Source organism: Pseudomonas frederiksbergensis, from assembly GCF_035751725.1.
Taxonomy (GTDB): domain Bacteria; phylum Pseudomonadota; class Gammaproteobacteria; order Pseudomonadales; family Pseudomonadaceae; genus Aquipseudomonas; species Aquipseudomonas frederiksbergensis_A.
In genome coordinates, this window is record NZ_CP142104.1 from 2923075 (window position 1) to 2945677 (window position 22603).

Genomic DNA, 22603 nt, shown 5'->3' on the forward strand with positions numbered 1-22603 from the left:
ATTTTTATCGATACGAGGATCTACTCATGAAAGCAATGATACTTAAAGCATTTGGCGGCCCGGAATCGTTCGAACTGCGTGACGTGCCCAAGCCGGTGCCTCAGGCAGGACAGGTTCTTGTGCGGGTACATGCGACCTCCATCAACCCCTTGGACTACCAGGTTCGACGTGGCGATTATCCCGACCTGGTGCAATTGCCGACCATTACCGGACACGACGTATCGGGTGTCGTCGAAAAAGTCGGACCCGGTGTAACGAGCTTCGCTCCGGGCGACGAAGTCTGGTACACGCCGCAAATATTCGACGGTCCGGGAAGCTACGCCGAATACCACGTCGCGGCCGAAAACATCATTGCGAAGAAGCCTTCCTCACTGACTCATCTTGAGGCGGCAAGCCTGACGCTGGTTGGCGGGACGGTATGGGAAGCCCTGGTCGTACGCGCAGCGCTCAGGGTGGGCGAGAGCATTCTCATACACGGTGGGGCGGGGGGTGTCGGCCATGTGGCGATCCAGGTGGCAAAAGCCATGGGGGCGCGGGTGTACACGACCGTGCGCGAGACAAACGCCAAGTTTGCACGCAGCCTGGGTGCCGATGTGATTATCGATTATGAAAAAGAAGATTACGTCGACGCCGTTATTCGGGAAACCGGTGGCCGGGGGGTCGATGTCGTATTCGACACCATCGGCGGTAACACACTGTCACGCAGTCCGGACCTGCTCGCACAACTTGGCCGTGTTGTCACGATCGTCGACATTGCCCAGCCACAAAACGTTGTCCAGGCCTGGGGCAAGAACGCGAGCTATCACTTCGTTTTCACCCGACAGAACCGCGGCAAGCTCGACGAGTTGAGCACATTGGTAGAGCGCGGCCAGTTGCGACCACATGTTGGCGCGGTCTATTCGCTTGCCGATATCCCGCTCGCCCATGCCCGGCTGGAAAGCGCCAACAACGGTATCCGAGGAAAAATCGCGATAGCGATCGAGCCATCGCTCATTTCGTAGATACAACCTGGATAACCATCCAAGCCATTTTTTCGAGGCACATCATGATTTATGAAATCGCTCTGCTCCCGGTTCACAAAGAACGCATTGGCATGTTCCCGCGCGCATTCGCCGAGGTCGCTCCGTTGCTCACCCGCGCAAAGGGGTACCGCGGCCACTTGCTAGCGCAAGGGATTGAAACGCCCCAGCAATTCAACCTGATCGTGCGATGGCAATCACTGGAGGATCACACGCCGGGTTTCGAAGAAAGCGAGGACAATCGGATGTTCATGAAGGGCTTGGAGGAATATTTTTCGGAAGAACCGAGGGTCTATCATATCCAGGAAACATCTTTTGCTACGGATGGATCTGATGGTTCGAACAGTCCCGTCAGCATCGGATGGACCTGAGTGCAGACAATACGGCAGTTGCTTGCGGGACGCGTCTTGCAGCGTGGCCCGCAACATTGCCATGGAAAAAATTCTGAGCAATCAGCCTTGCGTCTACGTCCAAACTCCTCAACGCATTCTTTAGATGCCAGAATCTCCTGACTGAATCGTTTTGGAAATCACCATGCTTCGCGTATTTGAACAGCGACTCGATCCTTTTCCGCCTGACGAACTCCCTCCACCGCCCGACGGCCTGGCTCGGTTCCTGTGGGCATGCACGCGGGGCGCCCGTGGTTATGTCCTGGCGTTCGCGCTGCTCAGCGCCGGTGTGTCGATTTACGAAGCCTGGCTGTTTTCATTTCTCGGCCAGGTCGTGGATTTGCTGTCGACCTGGCAGTCAGGCGGCGATGCGGCAGCCCAGGAGAGTCGAGTGCTGTGGGGGATCGGCATCATGCTGGTGACCAGTATTGGGCTGGTTGCGTTGCGCACGATGGTGCAGCACCAGATATTGGCGATCAACTTGCCGTTGCGCCTGCGCTGGGATTTCCATCGATTGATGCTGCGACAAAGCCTGTCGTTCTTCTCGGATGAATTCTCCGGCCGGGTCACCACCAAGGTGATGCAAACGGCGCTGTCGGTGCGCGAGGTGCTGTTCACCCTCATCGAGATCGTTCCCGGGATCGGCGTGTATTTCATTGCGATCATCGCCCTGGCCGGCGGATTTGACCTGAAGCTGATGCTGCCTTTCCTTGCCTGGGTGGTCTTGTTCGGTATTGCCATGCGGTACTTCGTGCCGCGCCTGGAGAAAGTCGGGCAGGAACAGGCCAATGCGCGATCGTCGATGACAGGGCGTGTTTCGGACGCCTACACCAACATCACCACGGTAAAGCTGTTCTCCCACTCCAAGCGCGAAGCGCATTTTGCCCGTGCTGCCATGGAGGATTTCAAGCAAACCGGCTTTCGCCAGATGCGCCTGGTCAGCCAGTTCGAAATCGTCAACCAGGCCTTGGTGGTCGGGTTGATCATGGGGTCGGGCGGGTATGCCCTGTGGCTTTGGCATCAAGGTGAAGTCGGCACCGGGGCCGTCGCGGCGATCACTGCCATGGCGTTGCGCATCAATGGCATGTCGCACTGGATCATGTGGCAAATGACCTCGCTGTTCGAGAGCATCGGTACCGTGCAGGATGGCATGGAGACCCTGACCCGTGGCCCCAAGGTGCAGGATGCGCCGAATGCCGGCGTGCTGGTAACCACCGGTGGTGCGGTAACGTTCGACAACGTGAGTTTCAATTACAACGGTGAACGCCAGGTGCTCGATGGCCTGAGCCTGAGCATTCGCCCAGGGGAAAGGATTGGTCTGGTAGGCCGCTCCGGTGCCGGGAAATCCACGCTGATCAACCTGCTGCTGCGTTTCTATGACGTGGACAGCGGCGAGATTCGAATCGATGGGCAGAACATCGCGCACGTCACCCAGGACAGCTTGCGCAGCGCCATCGGCATGGTCACCCAGGACACGTCGCTGCTGCACCGGTCCATCCGCGACAACATCGCCTATGGCCGCCCTGACGCGACGGAGGAACAGATCCGCAGCGCAGCGGCCAGCGCCCAGGCCGATGGGTTCATCAACCAACTGAGCGATAAGCAAGGTCACTCCGGCTATGACACCCTCGTGGGCGAACGTGGCATCAAGCTTTCGGGCGGCCAGCGGCAACGCATCGCCATCGCCCGGGTAATGCTCAAGAATGCCCCGATTTTGCTGCTTGACGAAGCCACCAGCGCGCTGGACTCCGAAGTCGAGGTCGCCATCCAGGAGAGCCTTGACGAAATGATGAAGGGCAAGACGGTGATCGCCATTGCGCATCGGCTGTCGACGATCGCGGCTATGGACCGGCTTATCGTGATGGATGAAGGGCGAATTATCGAGCAAGGCACCCACAGCGAATTGCTCGGGAAGAACGGGACTTATGCGCGGCTCTGGCATCACCAGAGTGGCGGGTTTCTGGGTGAGGATCAGGGGGTGGTTGAGGCGGTGGAGTAGGCGAGAGCTCTAACCCACTTCACTGGAGCACAACCAGCGCATCACTTCTACACAACCGCCACCCGACTTCCGCTCATGTAACACAGCAGCCCGCCGATGGCGGTCAGTGCGCTCAAGGCATAGAACATCGTCGGTGCCGGGGTATGTAGCAGCAGGTAGCCGCAGATGACCGGGCTCAGGGCGCCACCGAGGGCTGCCAGGTTTTGTGCGCCGTAGTAGCTGCCGCGCAGTTCTTCCGGGGCCAGGGTATCGACGAAAAGGAATTCGGCCGGGTAGATGATCATTTCACCGAGGGTGAATATGAACATGGCCGCGCACCAGGTCAGCATATCGTCCGCCAGGCTGAAGCCGATCAGGCCCAGGATGAACAGGCTGGTGCCTACGGCAATCCAATAGCGCAACTTCTCGCGGTCGAGGAACCGGCCGATCTGGTATTGCAACAGAATGACTGTGATTGCGTTGCAGGCGAGCAGGGCGGCCATGATTTGCAACGCGCGCTCGGAGTCGTGGGTCACCAGCAGATACTGTGACAGATAGAGAGTAAAGCGGCCGTGTACCACCGTGCTGAGTAGACAGCCGCAGGTGAACATGATCAGGGTGCGGTCATTTTTCAGGGTATTCAGCGTCGTGAGGAAACTGGGCGGCGTCGACGTGGCCGGTTTCGATGCGGGGTCCGCAGGAATGCCGGTCATCAGGAAAATGCTCGCAAACGCGATGCTCCCGGCGATCAGGAAGGGTGCGATCGGATAGACGCCGGCAATCACCACGCCGAGCATGGGGCCTGTGGCATAGCCAATGTTGGTCAGGGTGTAGCGCAGAGAAAACGCCTTGGCCCGCTGGCCGATCGGCAGGTTTTCGCTGAGGATCGCCTTGGAGCCGATCAGGAACAACGCGGACGCGGTCTCGGTGATGACGACGGTCAGGGTGGTCAGGTAAAGGTTTTCGGCAAAGGTCAGCAGCACGAAGCCGATGGCGCTGGAGAGCATCGCCAGGATCAGCAACCGACGTTTTTCCAGGCGATCGATGACGTAGCCACCGTACAGGGCCAACAGGGTGGCGGTGAACACCGCGATGCCGAGCAGCAAGCCAACGTCCTGTTGGTCGAGGCCCAACTTATTGCTCAGGAACAGCGTGAGCAAGGGGCTGGTGATGGCGCGGCTGACCACGATGGTCAGTGAGACGATCATCAAGCGTCGTATGACGAGCGAGTAAGTGGCCACGGTGATGCAAATGTCCTTATTCAGATATCGGTTCTCGCCACGACGACCCAAGCCAGCGTTCCAGTGTGCGGACGGATTCCATTTCTTCAATGCACTGCAGTTGTTCCATCAGTCCAGCCGCCTGTTCGGGTGGCATCACCCGCGTCGCCAAGTCGAGAAACTTCTCTTCCAGGGCCACATCAGTCAGTGGATTACCCGGCGCCCCCGATGGCACGTCTACGCACAGGCTCGCCTGCCGACCCTCCACGGTCCGCAGCGTCACCACCGGCTCGCCATCCTCGGACAGGCGTGGGTCTACTTCAAGATGGATGCGCGACATCCACTGGCCCATGCGTGGATCGCTGCGCTGCAGATCGCCATAAGCCTGCAATCGACAATGCCCCTGCACCAGTTGCGCCGCCAAGGCGTACGGCAGGCTCATTTGTGCGCCGGCAAGGGTGGTGACGTCCCGACCGCCACACATGCGGTGGAGAAACCCGCTTAGCGAAACGTGTACGTCTTCGACCTTGTCGAGCCGTACGTTCAATTGATCCAGCAGCAGGCCCAGGGCGTCGATGGCCGAATGCGTGCCTCGGCAGGACGCGTAGGGTTTGATCGAGCAGCGGGCGAGCTTCCAGGCCATGCCGAGGTCGGCATCCAGCGCTTCGGGTGTTGAAGTTGCCGGAGCCAGGGTTTTCAGGAAGCCACCCCAGACGTCGTCGAATAACTGCGTCGGGCCACTGATGCCTTGCTGGGCAAATCGCGCCGCCGACAGGCCACCTTCCGCGGCGCGTCCGCTGTGCAGTTTCTTGCTTTGCGAGCCGTCGTGAATAAAGGCCCATAAGCCGCCACTGAAGCTGCCGGCGATGCCCAGGGCCGAAAGGGTCTGGCGCGCATCCAGGCCGAGGACACGTGCGCAGGCGGCGGCTGCTCCGAACACGCCACAGGTCGCGGTGGAATGCCAGCCGGCGCCGTTGTGGGCGGAATAACCGCCGCAGGATTCGAGCACCCGACGGCCCACTTCGTAGCCGATCACGACCGCGTTGACGAATTCGCGACCGGTTATTGGCTGTGAGATCAACGTCATTGCCGCCATCACTGCTGGCAGGACGACGGCGCCGGAATGATCGCAACCACCGGTATCATCCAGCTCCAGGGCATGGGCGGCCACGCCGTTGAGCATCGCCGCCTGAGATGCGCAAACCTTCGCGCCAGTGCCCCAGACCGGTACGTTTCCTGCCTCCCCCGCGAAGACCGTGCGTGCCTGCTCGGCGACACCGCTGTCGGCGCCGGCCAGCGCTGCGCCGAACGTATCGAGGATGTGCCGCTTGGCTTGTGCCACCAATGCATGTGGTAGATCTTCGAATCGCAGGTCAACACACCATCGCGCCAGGCGTTGCAAGCGTTCGCTCATGAAACAGAGCCCCATGAAACAGAGCCCCGATAATGTCGCTCATAGACCGACGCCGGATGGTCTTCAGCAACCGGCCCTGCGGTTGCGGCCCACCACTGCGCGACCTTAGCGCCGGTGGCGATCCACACGTCATCGTGTTGTTGGATGCCCTTGATCAACTCACGCAGCACGCCTATCCGTCCCGGCGTGGCGATGATTTCCGGGTGCAGGCGAAGCACGTAGCAAAGGCCAAACCGGTGAAACCCTGCGAAGTCCATTTGCAGGTTGCCCAGGGTGTGGCTGTAGGAGGCGATTCGTGATTGTGCGGGTGGCACCGCCGGGCTCAGGTTGAAGGCGAAGTAAGGCTCATCCTCCAGTTCATAGTGCAGCGGCACTTCAATCACGCTGGGAGCAGTCGGGTGAGCGAATGGCAAGTCATCGCCGCGCCACGATGAAGACCAGCGAATACCCTGGTCTTTCAAGGCCTCTATGAACCCCGGCGCGCCATTGCCCGCCGGGATTCGGAAACCGACCGGGCGCTGGCCGGTCAGCCTGGCCAGGGTTTCGCAGCCCTTGGCGATGTCGTCGCTTTGCGCCATCAGGTCCAGCGTGTCGTAGTCCTGATGACGGTAGCCGGCGCAGGCAACTTCATGACCATCGGCCAGGATCGCCTGGATGTGCCCAGGGTTTTGCTCGGCAACAATACCGGGGACAAACCAACTGCTGGGCACGCCAAGTTCCCTGAACAGGCCGAGCAAACGCTCCACGCCGCGCTGGGTACCGTAGCGCCATACCGACAGGGTCTTTTCGCGCCCGGCGACTTCCGAGGCCTGCGTGAGAATACCGTGGATATCGTTGTAGTCGACGGTCAGTACCACGGCGCAGCGATAGCCGTTCGGCCAGATTGGAATGTCAACCATGATGATGCTCCTTGAGCCACCACCGGGCGACGTCACGGCAGGTGGCGAACCACACGTCGTCACGGGTGCGCATGTATTCGAAGAGTTTTTCCAGCAGCAGGATGCGGCCCGGCTTACCGGTAATCTTGGGGTGGAAGAGGGTGGTCAGGCATAACCCTTCATCCATGGCGCCGTCGTATTCGCGGCACCAGTTATCCAGGGTCAGCGCGTAACTGGCGGTGCGATCCAGCCCGGAAGGGAAGTTCGGTGCGCGGGTGTAGGCGAGGGAGGCGTAATCGTCCATTTCCCAGCGACCAGGAATTTCCACCAGTGGCGTACCGAACCCCGGCACGTTCACCAGGTACGGCCGGTCATCGCCGCGCATGCTGCTGGAGTAGGTAACACCCGCCTCCACCAGCATGGCCGGGGTTTCGGCGCGCCAGTCGCCGGACGGCGTACGAAAGCCTTCGGCGCGAATATTCAGGTGTTTCCAGAACACCTCGCGAGAGATCTTCATCACGTCCTTCTGCTGTTCCAGCGTCAGGGCGTAAAAAGATTCGTGTTTGTAACCGTGATAAGCCACTTCATGGCCGCGCTCGACAATCGCCTGGCATTGTCTCGGCCAGTTCTCCACGACCCAGGCCGGGACGAAGAACGTCGTTGGGATACGGAACTCATCCAGTAGGTCCAGCAGGCGTGGCAGCGCCCGGTAAGGACCGTAGCCGCCGAACCCGAAGTACTCGGGCTTGCGCCAGATCGATCCGTTGAGCATGGCATCACCGGTCGGGCCATCGAGGTCGAAGGCCAGGGCGAGGCAGGCCTTGTGCGGGGTGGGCCAGGTGGGTAAGGAGGACATCGCTAGCACTCCAATAATCTACAGATAAACCACAATCCCCATGGGAGCGAGCCTGCTCGCGAATGCGGCGGTTCAGCCAACACTGATGTTGAATGAATACTGCTTTCACGAGTAGGCTCGTTCGCATTGGCTTGGGGAAATCAGCTCATTTCCCAGCGTTGATCGTCACGGTCTTGATCGCTCCCAGTTCCAGGTCCCACTTCTTGAGGATCGCCTGGTAGCTGCCATCATCGATCATGCTTTGCAGCGCAACCTTCACCGCCTCGCTGAGCTCAGGTTTCTTCTTGCTCACGCCCATCCCGCTGTACTGCTCGGAGATCGGCAGACCCACGGTCTTGTACATGTCCTTTTCCTGAGTCTTGAGGTACGGCAGGGTTTCACTGCCTTGCATGGCTGCATCGATGCGGCTCTGGCGCAGTTGCGCACGGGCATCGGCCGAGCCTTCGGTGCCGATCACATTGATCGCGGGCTTGCCGGCGGCTTCACAGTGGGCTTTGCTCCAGTCGGCGATTTCCGCCGGAAAGTTGGTGCGGCGGCTGGTGCCGACTTTCTTGCCGCACAGGTCGATGATTTCGTTGATGTCCTTGTTTTTCTGCAAGGTGTAGAACTGCGGACCACTGGTGAAATAGTCGACAAAGGTCACGCTGGCCTGACGCTCGGCGGTGTCGGTCATGCCCGACAGCACCATGTCCACGCGGTCGGTGGTCAGGGCGTTGATCATTTGTTCGAAGCCGGTTTCCTGCCATTTGACCTTCACCCCAAGACGCTCACCCAGGGCGTTGCCCAAGTCATAGTCAAAGCCGGTGAGGGTGTTGGTGGCCGGATCCTTGAAATCCATTGGCGGGTAGTTCGGCATGATTGCTACGACGATTTCGCCCTTGGCCTTGATGCTGGCCGGCAATTGGGCCGCGAAAGTGAAGCCGGAGGCCATGACGCCTGCGAGTACTGCTGGAATAATGAAGTTCTTCATGGTCGTTCTCTTATGAGTGTTGTGAGCGCCAACCGGCGCTTAGGTTCGAACGGCAGAAATGAAGCTCTGGGTGCGGGGATTTTGCGGACTTATTAGTATTTCTTCGGGGCTTCCAGCCTCCACGATCTGCCCGTCGTCCATGAACACCATGCGGTTGGAAACCTCGCGAGCGAAGCCCAGTTCATGGGTGACGACGATCATGGTCATGCCGGTCTGCGCAAGATCGCGCATTACCGACAGCACCTCACCGACCAGTTCCGGGTCGAGTGCCGAAGTGGGTTCATCGAACAGCATCAGCTTGGGGCGCATGGCCAGTGCGCGGGCGATGGCGACGCGTTGCTGCTGGCCGCCCGAAAGCTCGATCGGATAGCTGTTGCGCTTGTCGCCCAGCCCGACGCGGGCGAGCAACTCCAGCGCTTCTTCATTCGCCTCTTTCGGGGAGCGCTTGAGCACCTGGCACGGGCCTTCGATGATGTTCTGCAGCACGGTCATGTGCGGGAACAGGTTGAAACGCTGGAACACCATGCCGGTGGACAGGCGCTGGCGAGCGACCTGCGTTTCGTTTAGCTCGTGCAGCTTGTTGCCGACGATCCGGTAACCCACCAGTTCGCCATCAACCCACAAGCCGCCCTTGTCTATTTTTTCCAGTTGGTTGACGCAGCGCAGCAAGGTGCTCTTGCCCGAACCGGAAGGGCCGATGATGCACAACACTTCGCCTTGTTCGACTTCGATGTCGATGTCTTTCAGCGCGTGGAATTGGTCGAAATATTTGTTCAGGCCCACGGCCTTGACGATGCTTCTCATGTAGGGCTCCTCAAGAACGCTTGCCGGCGCCGCGGGCGAAACGACGCTCCAGGCGGCTTTGGCCAAAGGACAGGACCGTGACGGTGGCCAGGTACCAGATACCGGCAACGATCAGCAGCTCCATCACGCGGGCGTTGGCGTAGTAGATGTTCTGGGCGTTGTAGAGCAACTCCGAGTACTGGATAACGCTCGCCAGCGATGTCATCTTCACCATGCTGATGAACTCGTTGCCCACCGGCGGGATGATGATGCGCATGGCCTGGGGCAGGATGATCCGGCGCAGCGCTTGCAGGCGCGGCATGCCGATGGACTTGGCGGCTTCATATTGCCCGGTGTCCACCGATAGCAGCCCGGCGCGCACCACTTCGGCGGTGTAGGCGCCCTGGTTGATGCTCAAGCCGAACAGTGCAGCCACGAACGGCGTCATCAGGCTCACGGTGTCCATCTCGAACAGGCCGGGGATGCCGATGGTGGGGAATATCAGCGCCAGGTTGAACCATAACAGCAGTTGCAGGATCAGCGGCGTACCGCGAAACAGCCAGGTATAGGTCAACGCCACGTACCGCAGGATCGGGTTGGCCGACATGCGCATGATCGCGGTGATCACGCCGAACACGATGCCCAGCGCCATTGCCAGCACCGCCATGACGATGGTGTTGAGCAAGCCCCACATGATCGCCTGGGAGGTCAGGAACTGGCCGATGTAAGACCATTCGATCTTGCCTTCGGCGAACGCACGTACCAGCCCGATGAGTGCGATGACGATCACCGTGGCGAAGAAGATCCGTCCGTAGTAGCGCCGGGGCACATGATCGTATTGGGTAATGTCGAACTGGTTTTCCGCCAGCTTGCGCTCCGCCTGGAGTCGTTCTGCCTGTGTCTGGCTCATGTTGGTTCTCCGTACTTGGCTTCGGCGCTATCGCTGTGGGAGCGAGCTTGCTCGCGATAGCGGTGGATCAGTCCAAGCTGATGTTGATGGTGAAACCGTAATCGCGAGCAAGCTCGCTCCCACAGGTTCTGCGTCATGACCTAAAGGCGAAATCCTTGATAGTCCTCGGTCCATTGCTGCTGGGCGGCGAGGGCGGTTTTCAGGCGCCCGATCTGTTCACGCACCCGTTGTGGAGCGGTTCCACCCCAGCCGTTGCGCGCAGCGATGGCGGCTTCGAGGGTCAGGCTTTCACGTACTTCCGGGGTGAGGCGCGGGTCGATTTCAGCCAGCAGCGCTGAAGAGGCTTCCCACAATTCAATGTCGTGTTTCTCGCACGCCTTGACCAATGCCCCGGTGATTTCATGCGCTTCCTTGAACGGAACGCCGCGCACCGCCAGCCAGTCGGCCACTTCAGTGGCGAGGGTAAAGCCCAGCGGTGCCTGGCGCCGTAACTCCTCGACGTTGACCTGCATGGTCGCAACCATTCCGGCCATGGCCGGCAGCACCAGCAGCAGGGTGTCGACGCTGTCGAGTACGCCGTGCTTGTCTTCGCTCAAGTCACGGTTGTAAGACAGCGGCAGCGATTTGAGGGTGGACAACAGGCCGGTCAGGTTACCGATCAGCCGACCCGCCTTGCCCCGCGCCAATTCGGCGATGTCCGGATTCTTCTTCTGCGGCATGATCGAACTGCCGGTGGCGTAGGCATCGTCCAATTCGACCCAGCGAAACTGCCGTGACGACCACAGGCATAACTCTTCGGCGAGGCGCGAGATATTGATGCCGAGCATGCTAGCGATGAACAGGAATTCGGCGACGTGATCACGACTGGCCACGGCATCGATCGAGTTTTCGCAAACCCCGCTGTAACCCATTTCCTTTGCCGACTGCTGAGGTAAACGAGCGATGGCCGAGCCCGCCATGGCCGCGGCACCCAGCGGTGACAGCGACGTGCGTGCGTCCCAGTCCACCAGGCGCTGCACGTCGCGCAGCATCGATTGGGCGTGGGCGAGCAAGTGATGAGCAAACACGATCGGCTGCGCCTGCTGCAGGTGGGTAAAACCGGGGCAGATGCTCTCGACGTGCTGCTCGGCCTGGTCCACCAGCGCCTGTTGCAGGCCCAGGACCTCAACGGCCAGGGTGCGCACATGGTCACGCAGGAACAGCCGCAGGTCGTTGGCGGTCTGGTCATTTCGCGAGCGACCGGCGCGCAGCTTGCCACCCAGGGCACCCAAGCGTTCGGTCAACAGCCGCTCGATGAAGGTGTGTACGTCTTCGTCATCCAACGTCGGGGCAATGCTGCCGGTGCGGTAGTCCGCGCCGATACGCTCCAGCGCGTCGAGCATCGCCAGGGTTTCTTGCTCACTTAGCAGTCCGGCGCGCTGCAACTCCCGGGCATGGGCCTTGGATCCGGCAAGGTCGTACGGAGTGAGCCGGAAGTAACGCTCAGGGCAACGGGACAGGGCCGCCAAGGCTTCGGAAGGACCGCTTTGGAAGCGGGCACCCCAGAGACGATCGGTGGTTTGGGACATTGTTGTTTTCCTCGTCTGTAACGCGAACTGGAACGGGTACCCCGGGCGATGACGTCGCTACAGAATCAGCGAACGAAGTCAGGCCAGAGCAGTTATCAAGAGGGCAGTTGCATCGGTGCGAGAGCTGATCGAAGTGTCAGCTTTTAATGTTTCGAGATCAGCTGTTTGGCGCTGATGTTCCGGATTTATTGGCGGTTGCCAAGCCTGGTTTTCTGTGTTCATTATTATTAGGCCAGCGTGTTTTTGTTGTTGGGCACAGGTTGTTGAATAGGGCGCCAGAGGTAAATAAGCATTATGGAAACCCCACTTTCCAATTCCGGAAACCTGCCGCCTAAAGCGCCGCACAGGGCGCCGCTGACCCTCAGCGGGCTGGACTTCAAATTGCTCAAAGTTTTCAAGGCCGTGGTTGAGGCGGGCGGCTTCAGTGCCGCGCAGAATGAGTTGAACGTGGGGTTGGCAGCGATCAGCAAACAGATTTCCGACCTGGAAATCCGTATCGGCATGCGCCTTTGCACGCGGGGGCGAGAGGGTTTTCATCTGACCGAAGAAGGGCGTCTGGTGTATCAGGCGTCAATCGATCTATTTGCTTCGGTTGACAACTTTCGAGATCGCCTTAGTTCAGCGCAAAATGAACTTGTCGGTGACCTTGGAGTGGGTGTTATTGACAACACAATCTCGGATACAAATTCCCCGTTAGTTTCCGCGCTTAGACGGATCAATGAACAGTCGCCCAAGGTCAGGTTTCAACTCCAGGCCACGCAACTTGATGAGGTTGAAAGAGGGGTTGTCGAGGGGCGGCTGGTGGCGGGCATCGTGCCGATTTATCAGAAACGCGAAGAGTTCGATTATTACGCACTTTACGAAGAACGCTCGGAGGTATATTGCGCCCTTGGCCATCCACTATTCTCGATGGCGGATGCAGACATGGATGAAGATGTGCTGAAGGAGCATGAGTGCATCAACCATCGCTACGCGGTGCATCGCGACAAACTGAAATTCGCCCGCTACGACAGCTTTTCCGCCTCGGCCACCCAAGTGGAGGCCGTTGCGCTGCTGATCAAGACCGGCCGTTTTCTTGGCTTCCTTCCCCAGCATTACGCGGCGCCATTGGTGGCGCGGGGAGAGTTTCGCGCGGTGCGCCCGGACCTGATCAACATCGTCACGCCGTTCAGTCTGATACTGCGGCATAACATCGTGCGCAGTCCTTTGGTCAAGGCATTTGCCCAGGCACTGGGCGTGGATTTGAAAGTTACGGTCTGATGGTCTGCGCACCTTGCTTCGTGTATTCAACGCGGGGTATGGGCCCAAGCTTCCAGGCGCTCAGTGACGCGGCGCTGAAAGCTCGTACACCTGGCTCCAGGCGATATTGAATCGAGCGAGGAATTTTCGGATTCGATCGGAGTCATTGGGCGATGCCTTGGCTGTCCGGCTGCACGCGAAGAGCTTTCGCCCGGCATCCGCTTGGCTTGCGCAGGTTCGGCATACCGTCAAGACCGACTCCAGTTGAAGGCGATCGAACAAGTCAATCTCAAGCCCTGAGTCAGCCAAGTGCTCGGACAATGGGTCAGAGGTTGCCGGCAGCCGCCAGTCTTGGCGAAGTCGCTCCAACTCCCCCTCCACAAGCGCAACGTCGATGCGACCGCTGTCCGCCAGGGTCGCCATCCGTGTGATCGACGCGCAGAGCTGCCTGAAGTTTCCGGACCAGCTGGCACCCCGGCTGGTCGCGAAAGACAAATACCGACGCCGAGCTTCGGCATTGAAGCGAACCATATGGCCGTTGTCCCTGGCATATCGCTGCAGTTCGAAATCGATGTTCGGTTCGATGTCCTCGCTCCGGTTGGCGAGGCCCGGCAGCACAAAAGTCCAGATATTGATCCTGGCGAGCAAATCCTCGCGGAACTGGCCGTCGATGACGCGCGCCTGCAGATCCTGATTGGTACCGGCGATCAAGGTAAAGTCCGACTCGACTTCTTTGTCGGAGCCCATCGGCAAAAATCTTTTTTCTTCAATTGCCTTGAGGAGCAGCGCTTGTTCATCGAGCGCAAGCTCGCCGATTTCATCGAGGAACAACACGCCTTTGTGAGCCGAGCGCAACAAACCATGTCGCGCCTGTTGAGCACCCGTGAATGCGCCTTTGGTATGACCGAACAGCGTCGACATTGCGCTATCGCCGCGCAAGGTGGCGCAGTTGACCTCGACGAATGCGCCATCAATCTGGTGGCGGCTACGTTTGAGCTCGTAGATCTGGCGCGCAAGGAATGATTTGCCCGCCCCCGTGGGGCCACTGATCAAGATCGGAGCCCGAGATCGAGCGGCGACCCGCTCGATCTGTTCGATGGTCCGGTTGAATGCAGCGTTGCGCGTCGCAATGCCGGACTTGAGCAGCTCCGTGCCTTCCAGGCGTTCAGCCTGGAATCGCTTCGCGATTTGGTCGTAGCGCTGCAGGTCGAGGTCGGTGACAACATACTTGCCTGTCGGGGCCGAGTCATCAGCCCGTACGCCATTAGGCTGCGTCTGTATCAGTTTGGCGGGAATGTGCCGAGACTCGGCCAGCAGGAACCAGACGATCTGCTGGACGTGAGTGCCTGTCGTAATGTGGACAAGGTAATCCTCACCAGCGGTGTCAAACGGATAGTCAGCCGCGAAGTCATGCAGCGAGGCATAGACCTCTTCGAAATCCCAGGCGTTCTGCATCGCCATGGGATGCAGGCGAACCTCGGTCTCAGGCGACACCTGGGCGATATCTGTCGCGACTTTCAGGGCAAGATCGGTATCCCAGGGCGCGTCCCCATGAATCAGTTCAAGGCGATCGATGAGCAGGTCGGGTTGTTGGCACAGCGAGAGGGTTGGGCGCCATTTGCTCCAGCGCTGCGAACCTTTTCCCACACGGTCTAGCTTCGATCCTAGGATTCCGATGGCGACTGTCTTTTTTGCGATCATGCAACCTATCCTGAAAGATATACACCGATAGAAAAGTATAGTTTCCTGACAGTTCATTTGGATAGCAATGCGGCGTTGCGTGTCTGCCAAAGGTGAATAAGGCCTTAAAAATCAATAATCTAATGGTTTCATGGGCCGCCCAAGAAGGAAGTTGGCATGCTGCTCGCTATGGAGCTCCCACACAAAATACCAAGGAGCGAAACAATGACCACTCAAACCTACCAGTTGCTTGAGGTCGAAAACGGCAAGCCCATCAAAATGTGGACCCGAGGCGTCCCGGTTGAGCCGGAGGCTAAGCAACAACTGATGAACACTGCGCAGATGCCGTTCGTGTTCAAGCACATGGCTGTCATGCCCGATGTTCACTTGGGAAAGGGTTCGACCATCGGCAGCGTGATCCCGACCAAGGGTGCAGTCATCCCTGCAGCCGTCGGGGTCGACCTTGGGTGCGGGATGTCGGCAGTGCGCACTTCACTTCACGCCACCGACCTTCCCGACAACCTGTTCGGCCTACGTACGGCCATCGAGAAAGCTGTTCCGCATGGACGCACCTCCGGGCGCAACGGCCGTGACAAAGGTGCCTGGGAAACGACTCCGGAGGTTGTCGATCAGGCCTGGTCGGCGCTTGAAGGCCGGTTCGACCTCATCATCGACAAGCACCCGCGCCTGAAAAAAACCAACAACCACAAACATCTCGGGACGTTGGGTACCGGCAACCATTTCGTCGAGGTGTGCCTGGACGAAGCCGACCATGTCTGGGTGATGCTCCACACCGGTTCCCGTGGCGTAGGGAACATGATCGGCACCTACTTCATCGAGAAGGCCCGCGAGGAAATGCGCGAGCACATGGTGAACCTGCCTGACCGGGACCTGGCCTACCTGCGTGAAGGCACGTCCAGCTTCGATGACTACGTCGAGGCGGTTGAATGGGCCCAGGACTTCGCCAAGCAGAACCGCGCGGTAATGATGCTTGCGGTGCTCGACGCCGTACGATCGATTATCACCAAGCCTTTCGAATCCCGGCTGATCGCCGTTGACTGCCACCATAACTATGTGGAGCAGGGCACCTACTTTGGAGAAGACATCCTCCTTACTCGTAAAGGCGCCGTCTCGGCGCAGAAGGGGCAGATGGGGATCATCCCTGGGTCGATGGGCGCCAAGAGCTTCATCGTGCGCGGGCTGGGGAACGAGGAGGCGTTCTGCAGTTGCTCGCATGGTGCAGGTCGGGTGATGAGCCGTACCAAGGCCAAGGCGGTGTTTACTGTCGAGGATCAAGTCCGGGCGACCGCCCATGTCGAGTGCCGTAAGGATGAGGCCGTCATCGACGAGATCCCGATGGCCTACAAGGACATCGACGCGGTAATGGCCGCCCAGCGCGACTTGGTGGAAGTGGTCCATACCTTGCGCCAAGTCGTCTGCGTGAAGGGCTGATTAATGAGCCAGGATCTGATTCTGATCGACGGCGCCCATGGAGGAGGGCAGGTGCTGCGCACCGCCCTCAGCCTTTCCATCATTACCGGTCGACCGTTTCGAATGACGGAGATACGCGGTAAGCGCTCCCGTCCCGGATTGTTGCGCCAGCACCTCACTGCCGTGCGAGCTGCGGCTGAGATTTGTGGCGCAAGGATCCACGGGGTGGAACTCAACTCGACGGCCATCGAATTCCGGCCTGCAAGCGTAAGGGCAGGGGACTATTCATTTGCAATCGGAACTGCCGGCAGCACGATGTTGGTGTTGCAGACCCTGTTGCCTGCGCTCCTGCAAGCGGATGGACCCAGTACCGTCCGGATTAGCGGGGGGACGCATAACCCGGCCGCGCCGCCCTTCGATTTCATCCAGAAGGCGTGGCTGCCCTTGATCCAGCGCATGGGAGCGCGGGTGGAATTGGCGCTGCTCAGGCATGGATTCGTACCGGGTGGAGGCGGCTTGGTAGAGGCCACCGTACGACCTTCGGCCCTCAAGCCGCTGACGTTGGATGGGGAAATGGAACCTATCACCATTGTCTCGGCTGGCGCGCTGGTTTCGGCCCTTCCTGCCTCGATTGGCAACCGGGAGCTTGATCGGCTCGCGGCAAGTCTCGGGCTGGAGCGGCGCCATCTGTCCGTTACCGACCTGGGGGATCAGGCGGGACCAGGCAATGTCGTATCGATCACAGCCATGAAGGCCGGGATTACCGAGGTGTTCTCCAGCATCGGGCAAGAACGCATGCGTGCGGAGCAGGTCGCTGACGAGGCGATCGACGAATTCACAGCGTGGGCTCAATCGAATTCAGCGGTAGGCAATCACTTGGCGGATCAACTGATGCTGCCGATGGCAATTGCCGGTGCGGGCAAACTCACCACGGTGCGCCTGAGCAATCACATCCGAACGAATGCCGCTGTTATCCAGCAGTTCATCGATCTGGATGTGCGGCTGACGGAAGGTAGCAATCAGGCCAGTATTGCTGTTGGGCTGCATCCTCGCTAGACGGTTTCCAGTCAGCCCGCTGAGTCAGCGCCAATCGTTTGTGTCGCCTCAAACCGTGGCCCTACGTTTACACTTGACGGTCACACCCCTTGGAAGGAACGTCCCCCGGTGAACCTCAACGACGCCAGCTTCGAAGAACTGCTCAACGCTCTCCACGACGGCGTCTATATCACCGATGGCGACGGCAAGACGTTGAAGGTCAATCAAGCCTACGAACGCCTGACCGGGCTCAGCGGTGCGGATCTCCTCGGCCGATCCATGGAGGAGCTGGTGAAGGAGGGCGTTATCTCGCAATCGGCCACGCTGCGTGTATTGCACGGTGGCCGGCCTGTGTCGGTGATGCAGAGCCTGAGCCATGGCAAGAAATTGCTCGTCAGCGCCACGCCGATCCTCGACGCTGGAAAGCGGATTTCATACGTGGTCAGTACCGTGCGCGACATGACTGAACTGCTGCGCATGAAACACGAGCGCGATGAGTTGCAACAGCTCAAGCAACTGCGCAACAGCACCGCCAAGCTCCATGCCGGTCAACAAGACAATCTGCTGCGTTCGCCGCTCATGGCCGACCAGGAGGTTTCCGGCCGAGTCCTCTCATTGGCCCGGCAGGTCGCCAGCAGTTCGGTAAAGGTGCTGCTTCAAGGCGAAACCGGCGTCGGAAAGACCCTCGTCGCGCAATTCATCCATAACGCCAGCCCGCGTGCCAGCGAACCATTCCTTGCGCTCAACTGCGGTGCGCTGCCCGAGAATCTGATCGAAGCCGAGCTGTTTGGCTACGCGCCGGGAGCGTTCACCGGCGCAGGTCCCAAAGGCAAGCGTGGCCTGCTGGAACTGGCGCATCACGGCACGTTGTTTCTCGATGAGATCGGTGATCTGCCGCTGCCGGTGCAAGTCAAGCTGCTCAAGGTCATCGAAGAAAATCGCTTCATTCCCGTCGGAGGCCTGGAGCTGAAGGAGGTCGATGTACGCATCATCAGCGCCACCCACCATGATCTCAAGCAACGCGTGGCGCAGGGGAGTTTTCGGGCTGATCTGTATTACCGGCTCAACGTGGTGCCGATCCACATTCCGGCACTGCGCGAACGCAGGGAGGAGATTGCGCCGCTGCTGCATTACTACCTTGATCGATTTAATACCCGTTATGAGCGCCAGGTCCGATGGAGTCTGGAAGCCCTCGATTTGATGTGCGAATACGCCTGGCCCGGCAACATTCGCGAATTGATCAACGTGGTTGAACGGCTGGTGGTGACCAATCAGACCGGGACTGTCGAGGCGCTCGATATGCCTGAAGAGATCCTCGACCTCAACCCGCCTGATACCAATGGCACGGGCTTGCCGTTGCGCAAGGTAGTGGAAAACGCCGAGCGGACTGCAATTCGCGCCGCGCTGCGCGAGCACAAGACCACGCGCCTCGCGGCCAAGGCTCTGGGCGTGAGCCAGGCGACGGTGGTGCAGAAAATGAAACGCTGGGAACAGTCTGATTAGTTTTCTGATCAACACCGTGGAAATCGATCAGAAAACTGATCGCCGCTGACCGGCGATACGCCTCCCTGGCTTGATATAAATCGCGCAAAGCCCCCCATCACGGGGCTTTGCGGGCATTGGCACGGCTTTCGCTATTCCGTTTGGCACGTCTTCCATAAAACAACATCAACTGGACGAGCCCGATGAATATCGCTTCTTTCAAAATCGCCAACAAATTGATCACTGGACCCGGCGCAATCGAGCAGCTTTGCGCTGAGCTGACGCGCCTGGAGGTCAACAATCCGCTGATCGTCACAGACACCGTCCTGGTGAACTCCGGCACCGTTGACCTGGCGCTGGCGCAGCTCGGTGATCGTCGCTACGGCATTTTCGACCAGGTCAAACCGGAGCCCGAAGTGATCATCGTCGAGGAGTGCACCCGCGCCTATACCCAGGGTGGCCACGACGGATTGATTGCGGTGGGCGGCGGCAGTGCCATCGATATCGCCAAGGGGGTCGCGGCCTATGCCGGTCATTCAGGTGCGCTGACGGAGCTGTTCGGTGTCGATCTGGTGAAACGCAAGGGCCCGCCCTTGATTGCCATCCCGACGACCGCCGGTACAGGTTCGGAAGTGACCAACGTCGCGATTTTCTCCGACAAGCAAGCGCAGCTGAAGAAAGGCATCGTCAGTGATTACCTGCTGCCCGACGTGGCGCTGGTCAGTCCGACCATGACGTTGACCTGTCCACGCAGTGTTACGGCGGCCAGTGGCGTCGACGCGCTGGTACATGCGGTCGAGTCCTATCTCTCAGTCAACGCTTCGCCAATCACCGATGCTATCGCACTGGGTGCGATCAAGCTGATCACCAAGGCACTGCCGAAGGCTTATGCCAACCCGACCAACTTGAAAGCACGAGAAGACATGGCCACCGGCAGCCTGATGGCCGGCATGGCATTCGGCAATGCAGGGGTAGGGGCGGTGCATGCACTGGCGTACCCATTGGGCGGACGGTTCAATATCGCCCACGGTGTCAGCAACGCCTTGCTGCTGCCGTACGTAATGGAGTGGAACAAGACGGCTTGCGTCGAGCGTTTCCGTGGTATCGCCGAAGCCATGGGCGTGCGCGTCGCAAACCTCAACGACAAGGATGCGGCGGATCAGGCGGTGAAGGCGATGGCGGATCTATGTGCCGCAGTGGATATCCCCACGGGCCTGCGCAGCTTCAACGTGCCGGAGGAGGCCATTCCAGCAATGGCGGAGGAGGCCAGCAAGATCGACCGATTGATGCGCAACAATCCGCGCAAGCTGACGGCAGCCGATATCGAGAAGATTTACCGCGCGGCCTACTGATTTTTAAGCCACGTCTCGGTTTATTTCCGGAGCGTGCGCTCGCCATGACAAGACCAATAACTCAGGTGAACCCAATGTCCGACACTCCTGCGCAGCGGAGCGAAAGCCCGTACATTCCGCTCGGTCCCTTCAAGGTCCGGCTGCCGTTTCTGCATTACAAAATCGAACTTCCAGATTATCTCCAGGGCTTGCTGATGTGTGCCGTGGACCTGGCTGCCATTCCGCTGATGACCGAACTGCTCGGCATGCCATTTGAAGTCGCGCTTGCTGTCGTGATGCTCAACGGCTTGCTGTACCTCGCGCACCATCTGCTCGGCGACCCGACCGTACCGGGCTGGATCACCCCGGCGGTGCCCCTGTTGATGGCTTATTGTGCGCAATTCCCGATGGGCCCGGAGCGTGTCCACGCGTTGATTGCCTTCCAGTTGATGCTGGGGGTTTTCTCGATCGCCTTGGGGGCGACCGGAATGGCGAAAAAGGTGGTGGAATTCGTGCCCTCGGCGATCAAGTCCGGGATCATCGTCGGGGCCGGCTTGAGTGCGGTAATCGCGGTGTTCCAAGTAGGCGGAAAATTCAATGTGCTGCCCTGGACAATTTCCATTGCGGTCGGCATCGCCTTTTATCTGATCTTTTCCCAGCACTTCAATGAGCTCAAGCAGCGCAACCGCTTCTGGTGGAACTTCGCCAAGCTCGGCATCCTGCCGATCATTCTGCTGGCAGTGGTGATTGCCCCGTTGTTTGGTGAAGCACCATGGCCAACCCTTCAGTGGGGTATCAGCCAACCGGACTTTGCAGGCTTGTGGAACAACTACACCGTGTTCGGACTGGGCATGCCGCCACTGTCCATGTTCATCTCCGCGCTGCCGACCATGCTTGCGGCCTACATCATCGTGTTCGGCGACGTGCTCAGCGCAAAATCGCTTCTCGATGAGGCAGAAACTGTCCGCTCCGACGAAGTTGTCGACTACAACCCCGATCGCGCGCACCTGATCTTCGGCGCGCGTAATGCGTTCATGAGCATCTTCGGCCCGGATGTCGCCATGTGCGGGCCCAAGTGGGCGGCGATGCTGGTGGTGGTGATCGAGCGCTTCAAAGGTGGGCCGAAGGTGATGAAGTCGATCATCGGCGGCGTCGGGTCGTTCCGTTGGGGGACCAACAGCGGTCTGTTGCTGTTGCCGGTCGTGACGTTGGTACAGCCGATTCTCGGTGTCGCGTTGTCTCTGACGCTGCTGATCCAGGGTTACGTGAGCGTGCGCCTTGGCATTCTTGAAGCCAGAAGCCAGCGCGACCTGGGCATCGCCGGCGTGATCGGCGCGGTACTGGCGATCAAAGGCGCGAGCTGGGCATTCGGCATTGGCGTTGTGTTGTGCCTGCTGATTTATGGCAAGAATTTTTTCAAGGGGGAGGTGGATGGGACGTTTGCCAAGGATTTGAAGGGAATGGGTAACACCAAGCCAATCGGCGATGATGAGTCCGCGACGGAGATCAAGCGAATGGAGGGCAGGGCTGTGACAGAGTGAACGGGATTGGGGCGGTCATCCTCGATATTAGAGGAGGGTGCGCCTCACCCCTCTATTTGTTTGGTGTGAGTTCTTGGACGACCTCACGCATCATGTCCTCGGAAACTTCAATTTCTTGCCGGAATTTACTGGGGCGCAGGACATGGTCCTCATTGTACTTGGCGTCTATCCCGGTACCGAACGCTTCGTCTCTCTGAATCATTTTATTTAAAGCTTCAACGACGCTGCTATCGCTGGTGGCAATCTTGTGCGCGCCTACGTAGCCATCCACGAGCGTTTCGGCGTAACCGTGTATTTCGCAATTATGATAAAGATACAGCTTCATCATGCAGGCAAATGAGTGGGCGAAAGATCTTTTGGTGCCGCTTGGCAGTGCGGAGTTACAACCATAGATTTTTATCTTGCCGGCAAAAGACCGGTTCAATAAAACGTCTTTTTTCAACGTTCTGGCCAGAACCAATGCAGAAATGGACTCGCTGTCGGCAGAGGCCTCCTTGGATATGATGGTACTTCCGGGAGCGCAATGTCCAAAAATATAGATGACCTCGTCAGGGCCTATACAGCTCTGCAAACGTACTGCGAGACGTTTTTTCGAAGGTCCATCGAAGGTGAAGAATTCGTAATCGGCCAGGTCCGTCCTTTCTGTGTTGGCTTCAATTTTTGAGCGTCTGGCCTTCCGCCAGTTTTCCCTGGTATTGACCCATTGCTTGGATTGTGCAGAAAAGGGACATATCACGATGCGTGAATGTTTGCACATAGCGCTTCCTCCGAGCGAAAAATCTCCATCCTGAAGAAATTCTAGCCAAGCCTGGCGGTTTAGCTATCGACGCTGAAGCGTTCGGCTTTTACGAATTGACCTGGATGGGGGTGGAGGCCTCA

The 22603-nt window shown here is 59.0% G+C and carries 19 protein-coding genes; 9 read left to right on the plus strand and 10 right to left on the minus strand.

The annotated features are described in order from the left end of the window. The first annotated feature begins 26 nt into the window (after positions 1 to 26). The 3 genes from VQ575_RS13090 (at position 27) to VQ575_RS13100 (ending at position 3407) form a co-directional block, all read left to right on the plus strand. On the plus strand, positions 27 to 1001 hold the full coding sequence (locus VQ575_RS13090) for a zinc-dependent alcohol dehydrogenase family protein (protein WP_325919833.1): 975 nt from the start codon (positions 27 to 29) through the stop codon (positions 999 to 1001). Between the two features lie 44 nt (positions 1002 to 1045). Then, the gene (locus tag VQ575_RS13095; RefSeq protein WP_325919834.1) at positions 1046 to 1390 is read left to right on the plus strand and encodes an antibiotic biosynthesis monooxygenase family protein; all 345 of its coding nucleotides are present in this window, start codon (positions 1046 to 1048) and stop codon (positions 1388 to 1390) included. A 163-nt stretch (positions 1391 to 1553) separates the two neighbouring features. Continuing rightward, positions 1554 to 3407, plus strand: a complete 1854-nt coding sequence (locus VQ575_RS13100) for an ABC transporter ATP-binding protein (RefSeq protein ID WP_325919835.1) — start codon at positions 1554 to 1556, stop codon at positions 3405 to 3407. Between the two features lie 47 nt (positions 3408 to 3454). Here the strand turns inward: VQ575_RS13100 and VQ575_RS13105 are convergent, their stop codons facing one another. From VQ575_RS13105 to argH, 8 genes are all read right to left on the minus strand, one after another. After that, positions 3455 to 4627, minus strand: coding sequence for an MFS transporter (locus VQ575_RS13105; protein ID WP_325919884.1), 1173 nt, complete (start codon positions 4625 to 4627; stop codon positions 3455 to 3457). A 16-nt stretch (positions 4628 to 4643) separates the two neighbouring features. Next, complete coding sequence (locus VQ575_RS13110) at positions 4644 to 6020, minus strand: MmgE/PrpD family protein (protein WP_325919836.1); 1377 nt, start codon at positions 6018 to 6020, stop codon at positions 4644 to 4646. Then, positions 6017 to 6919 (minus strand): polysaccharide deacetylase family protein, encoded by a 903-nt coding sequence (locus VQ575_RS13115; RefSeq protein WP_325919837.1) that lies wholly within the window; start codon positions 6917 to 6919, stop codon positions 6017 to 6019. Before VQ575_RS13115 ends, VQ575_RS13110 begins: the two co-directional genes overlap by 4 nt. Beyond that, positions 6912 to 7754: a polysaccharide deacetylase family protein gene (locus tag VQ575_RS13120; protein WP_325919838.1), complete on the minus strand. Its 843-nt coding sequence runs from the start codon at positions 7752 to 7754 to the stop codon at positions 6912 to 6914. Before VQ575_RS13120 ends, VQ575_RS13115 begins: the two co-directional genes overlap by 8 nt. Positions 7755 to 7899: 145 nt before the next feature. Continuing rightward, on the minus strand, positions 7900 to 8724 hold the full coding sequence (locus VQ575_RS13125) for an ABC transporter substrate-binding protein (protein ID WP_325919839.1): 825 nt from the start codon (positions 8722 to 8724) through the stop codon (positions 7900 to 7902). Between the two features lie 39 nt (positions 8725 to 8763). Continuing rightward, a complete protein-coding gene (locus VQ575_RS13130) occupies positions 8764 to 9528 on the minus strand; it encodes an amino acid ABC transporter ATP-binding protein (RefSeq protein WP_325919840.1) in 765 nt (254 codons plus the stop codon). 10 nt (positions 9529 to 9538) lie between these two features. After that, positions 9539 to 10417, minus strand: coding sequence for an amino acid ABC transporter permease (locus VQ575_RS13135; protein WP_030138893.1), 879 nt, complete (start codon positions 10415 to 10417; stop codon positions 9539 to 9541). A 140-nt stretch (positions 10418 to 10557) separates the two neighbouring features. Continuing rightward, on the minus strand, positions 10558 to 11985 hold the full coding sequence (gene argH, locus VQ575_RS13140) for an argininosuccinate lyase (RefSeq protein ID WP_039588481.1): 1428 nt from the start codon (positions 11983 to 11985) through the stop codon (positions 10558 to 10560). A 294-nt stretch (positions 11986 to 12279) separates the two neighbouring features. Here argH and VQ575_RS13145 point away from each other — a divergent pair, with 294 nt between their 5' ends. Next, the gene (locus tag VQ575_RS13145; RefSeq protein ID WP_045156002.1) at positions 12280 to 13245 is read left to right on the plus strand and encodes a LysR family transcriptional regulator; all 966 of its coding nucleotides are present in this window, start codon (positions 12280 to 12282) and stop codon (positions 13243 to 13245) included. 60 nt (positions 13246 to 13305) lie between these two features. On the opposite strand, the gene rtcR is transcribed toward VQ575_RS13145, so the two are convergent. Further along, positions 13306 to 14925 carry an RNA repair transcriptional activator RtcR gene (gene rtcR / locus VQ575_RS13150; protein ID WP_325919841.1) on the minus strand — a complete coding sequence of 540 codons (1620 nt, stop codon included), beginning with the start codon at positions 14923 to 14925 and terminating at the stop codon, positions 13306 to 13308. A 204-nt stretch (positions 14926 to 15129) separates the two neighbouring features. Here rtcR and VQ575_RS13155 point away from each other — a divergent pair, with 204 nt between their 5' ends. The 5 genes from VQ575_RS13155 (at position 15130) to VQ575_RS13175 (ending at position 21724) form a co-directional block, all read left to right on the plus strand. Further along, on the plus strand, positions 15130 to 16356 hold the full coding sequence (locus VQ575_RS13155) for an RtcB family protein (RefSeq protein ID WP_039588485.1): 1227 nt from the start codon (positions 15130 to 15132) through the stop codon (positions 16354 to 16356). Positions 16357 to 16359: 3 nt separating this feature from the next. Then, positions 16360 to 17391 (plus strand): RNA 3'-terminal phosphate cyclase, encoded by a 1032-nt coding sequence (rtcA, locus tag VQ575_RS13160; protein WP_325919842.1) that lies wholly within the window; start codon positions 16360 to 16362, stop codon positions 17389 to 17391. A 108-nt stretch (positions 17392 to 17499) separates the two neighbouring features. Further along, positions 17500 to 18873, plus strand: a complete 1374-nt coding sequence (locus tag VQ575_RS13165; protein WP_039588487.1) for a sigma-54 interaction domain-containing protein — start codon at positions 17500 to 17502, stop codon at positions 18871 to 18873. Positions 18874 to 19055: 182 nt separating this feature from the next. Then, positions 19056 to 20204, plus strand: coding sequence for an iron-containing alcohol dehydrogenase (locus VQ575_RS13170; RefSeq protein ID WP_325919843.1), 1149 nt, complete (start codon positions 19056 to 19058; stop codon positions 20202 to 20204). Positions 20205 to 20278: 74 nt separating this feature from the next. Further along, on the plus strand, positions 20279 to 21724 hold the full coding sequence (locus VQ575_RS13175; protein ID WP_325919885.1) for a hypothetical protein: 1446 nt from the start codon (positions 20279 to 20281) through the stop codon (positions 21722 to 21724). A 52-nt stretch (positions 21725 to 21776) separates the two neighbouring features. Here VQ575_RS13175 and VQ575_RS13180 read toward each other — a convergent pair whose 3' ends face one another. Beyond that, positions 21777 to 22481, minus strand: a complete 705-nt coding sequence (locus tag VQ575_RS13180; RefSeq protein ID WP_325919844.1) for a hypothetical protein — start codon at positions 22479 to 22481, stop codon at positions 21777 to 21779. Positions 22482 to 22603 lie beyond the last annotated feature (122 nt).

Bases quoted from the DNA above. Each gene is read 5' to 3' on its own strand.
- VQ575_RS13115 (WP_325919837.1), bottom strand. From the start codon at position 6,919: ATGGTTGACATTCCAATCTGGCCGAACGGCTATCGCTGCGCCGTGGTA.
- VQ575_RS13175 (WP_325919885.1), top strand. From the start codon at position 20,279: ATGTCCGACACTCCTGCGCAGCGGAGCGAAAGCCCGTACATTCCGCTC.
- VQ575_RS13110 (WP_325919836.1), bottom strand. From the start codon at position 6,020: ATGAGCGAACGCTTGCAACGCCTGGCGCGATGGTGTGTTGACCTGCGA.
- VQ575_RS13090 (WP_325919833.1), top strand. From the start codon at position 27: ATGAAAGCAATGATACTTAAAGCATTTGGCGGCCCGGAATCGTTCGAA.
- VQ575_RS13100 (WP_325919835.1), top strand. From the start codon at position 1,554: ATGCTTCGCGTATTTGAACAGCGACTCGATCCTTTTCCGCCTGACGAA.
- VQ575_RS13155 (WP_039588485.1), top strand. From the start codon at position 15,130: ATGACCACTCAAACCTACCAGTTGCTTGAGGTCGAAAACGGCAAGCCC.
- VQ575_RS13120 (WP_325919838.1), bottom strand. From the start codon at position 7,754: ATGTCCTCCTTACCCACCTGGCCCACCCCGCACAAGGCCTGCCTCGCC.
- VQ575_RS13135 (WP_030138893.1), bottom strand. From the start codon at position 10,417: ATGAGCCAGACACAGGCAGAACGACTCCAGGCGGAGCGCAAGCTGGCG.
- VQ575_RS13145 (WP_045156002.1), top strand. From the start codon at position 12,280: ATGGAAACCCCACTTTCCAATTCCGGAAACCTGCCGCCTAAAGCGCCG.
- rtcR (WP_325919841.1), bottom strand. From the start codon at position 14,925: ATGATCGCAAAAAAGACAGTCGCCATCGGAATCCTAGGATCGAAGCTA.
- rtcA (WP_325919842.1), top strand. From the start codon at position 16,360: ATGAGCCAGGATCTGATTCTGATCGACGGCGCCCATGGAGGAGGGCAG.
- VQ575_RS13095 (WP_325919834.1), top strand. From the start codon at position 1,046: ATGATTTATGAAATCGCTCTGCTCCCGGTTCACAAAGAACGCATTGGC.
- VQ575_RS13125 (WP_325919839.1), bottom strand. From the start codon at position 8,724: ATGAAGAACTTCATTATTCCAGCAGTACTCGCAGGCGTCATGGCCTCC.
- VQ575_RS13170 (WP_325919843.1), top strand. From the start codon at position 19,056: ATGAATATCGCTTCTTTCAAAATCGCCAACAAATTGATCACTGGACCC.
- argH (WP_039588481.1), bottom strand. From the start codon at position 11,985: ATGTCCCAAACCACCGATCGTCTCTGGGGTGCCCGCTTCCAAAGCGGT.
- VQ575_RS13180 (WP_325919844.1), bottom strand. From the start codon at position 22,481: ATGTGCAAACATTCACGCATCGTGATATGTCCCTTTTCTGCACAATCC.
- VQ575_RS13130 (WP_325919840.1), bottom strand. From the start codon at position 9,528: ATGAGAAGCATCGTCAAGGCCGTGGGCCTGAACAAATATTTCGACCAA.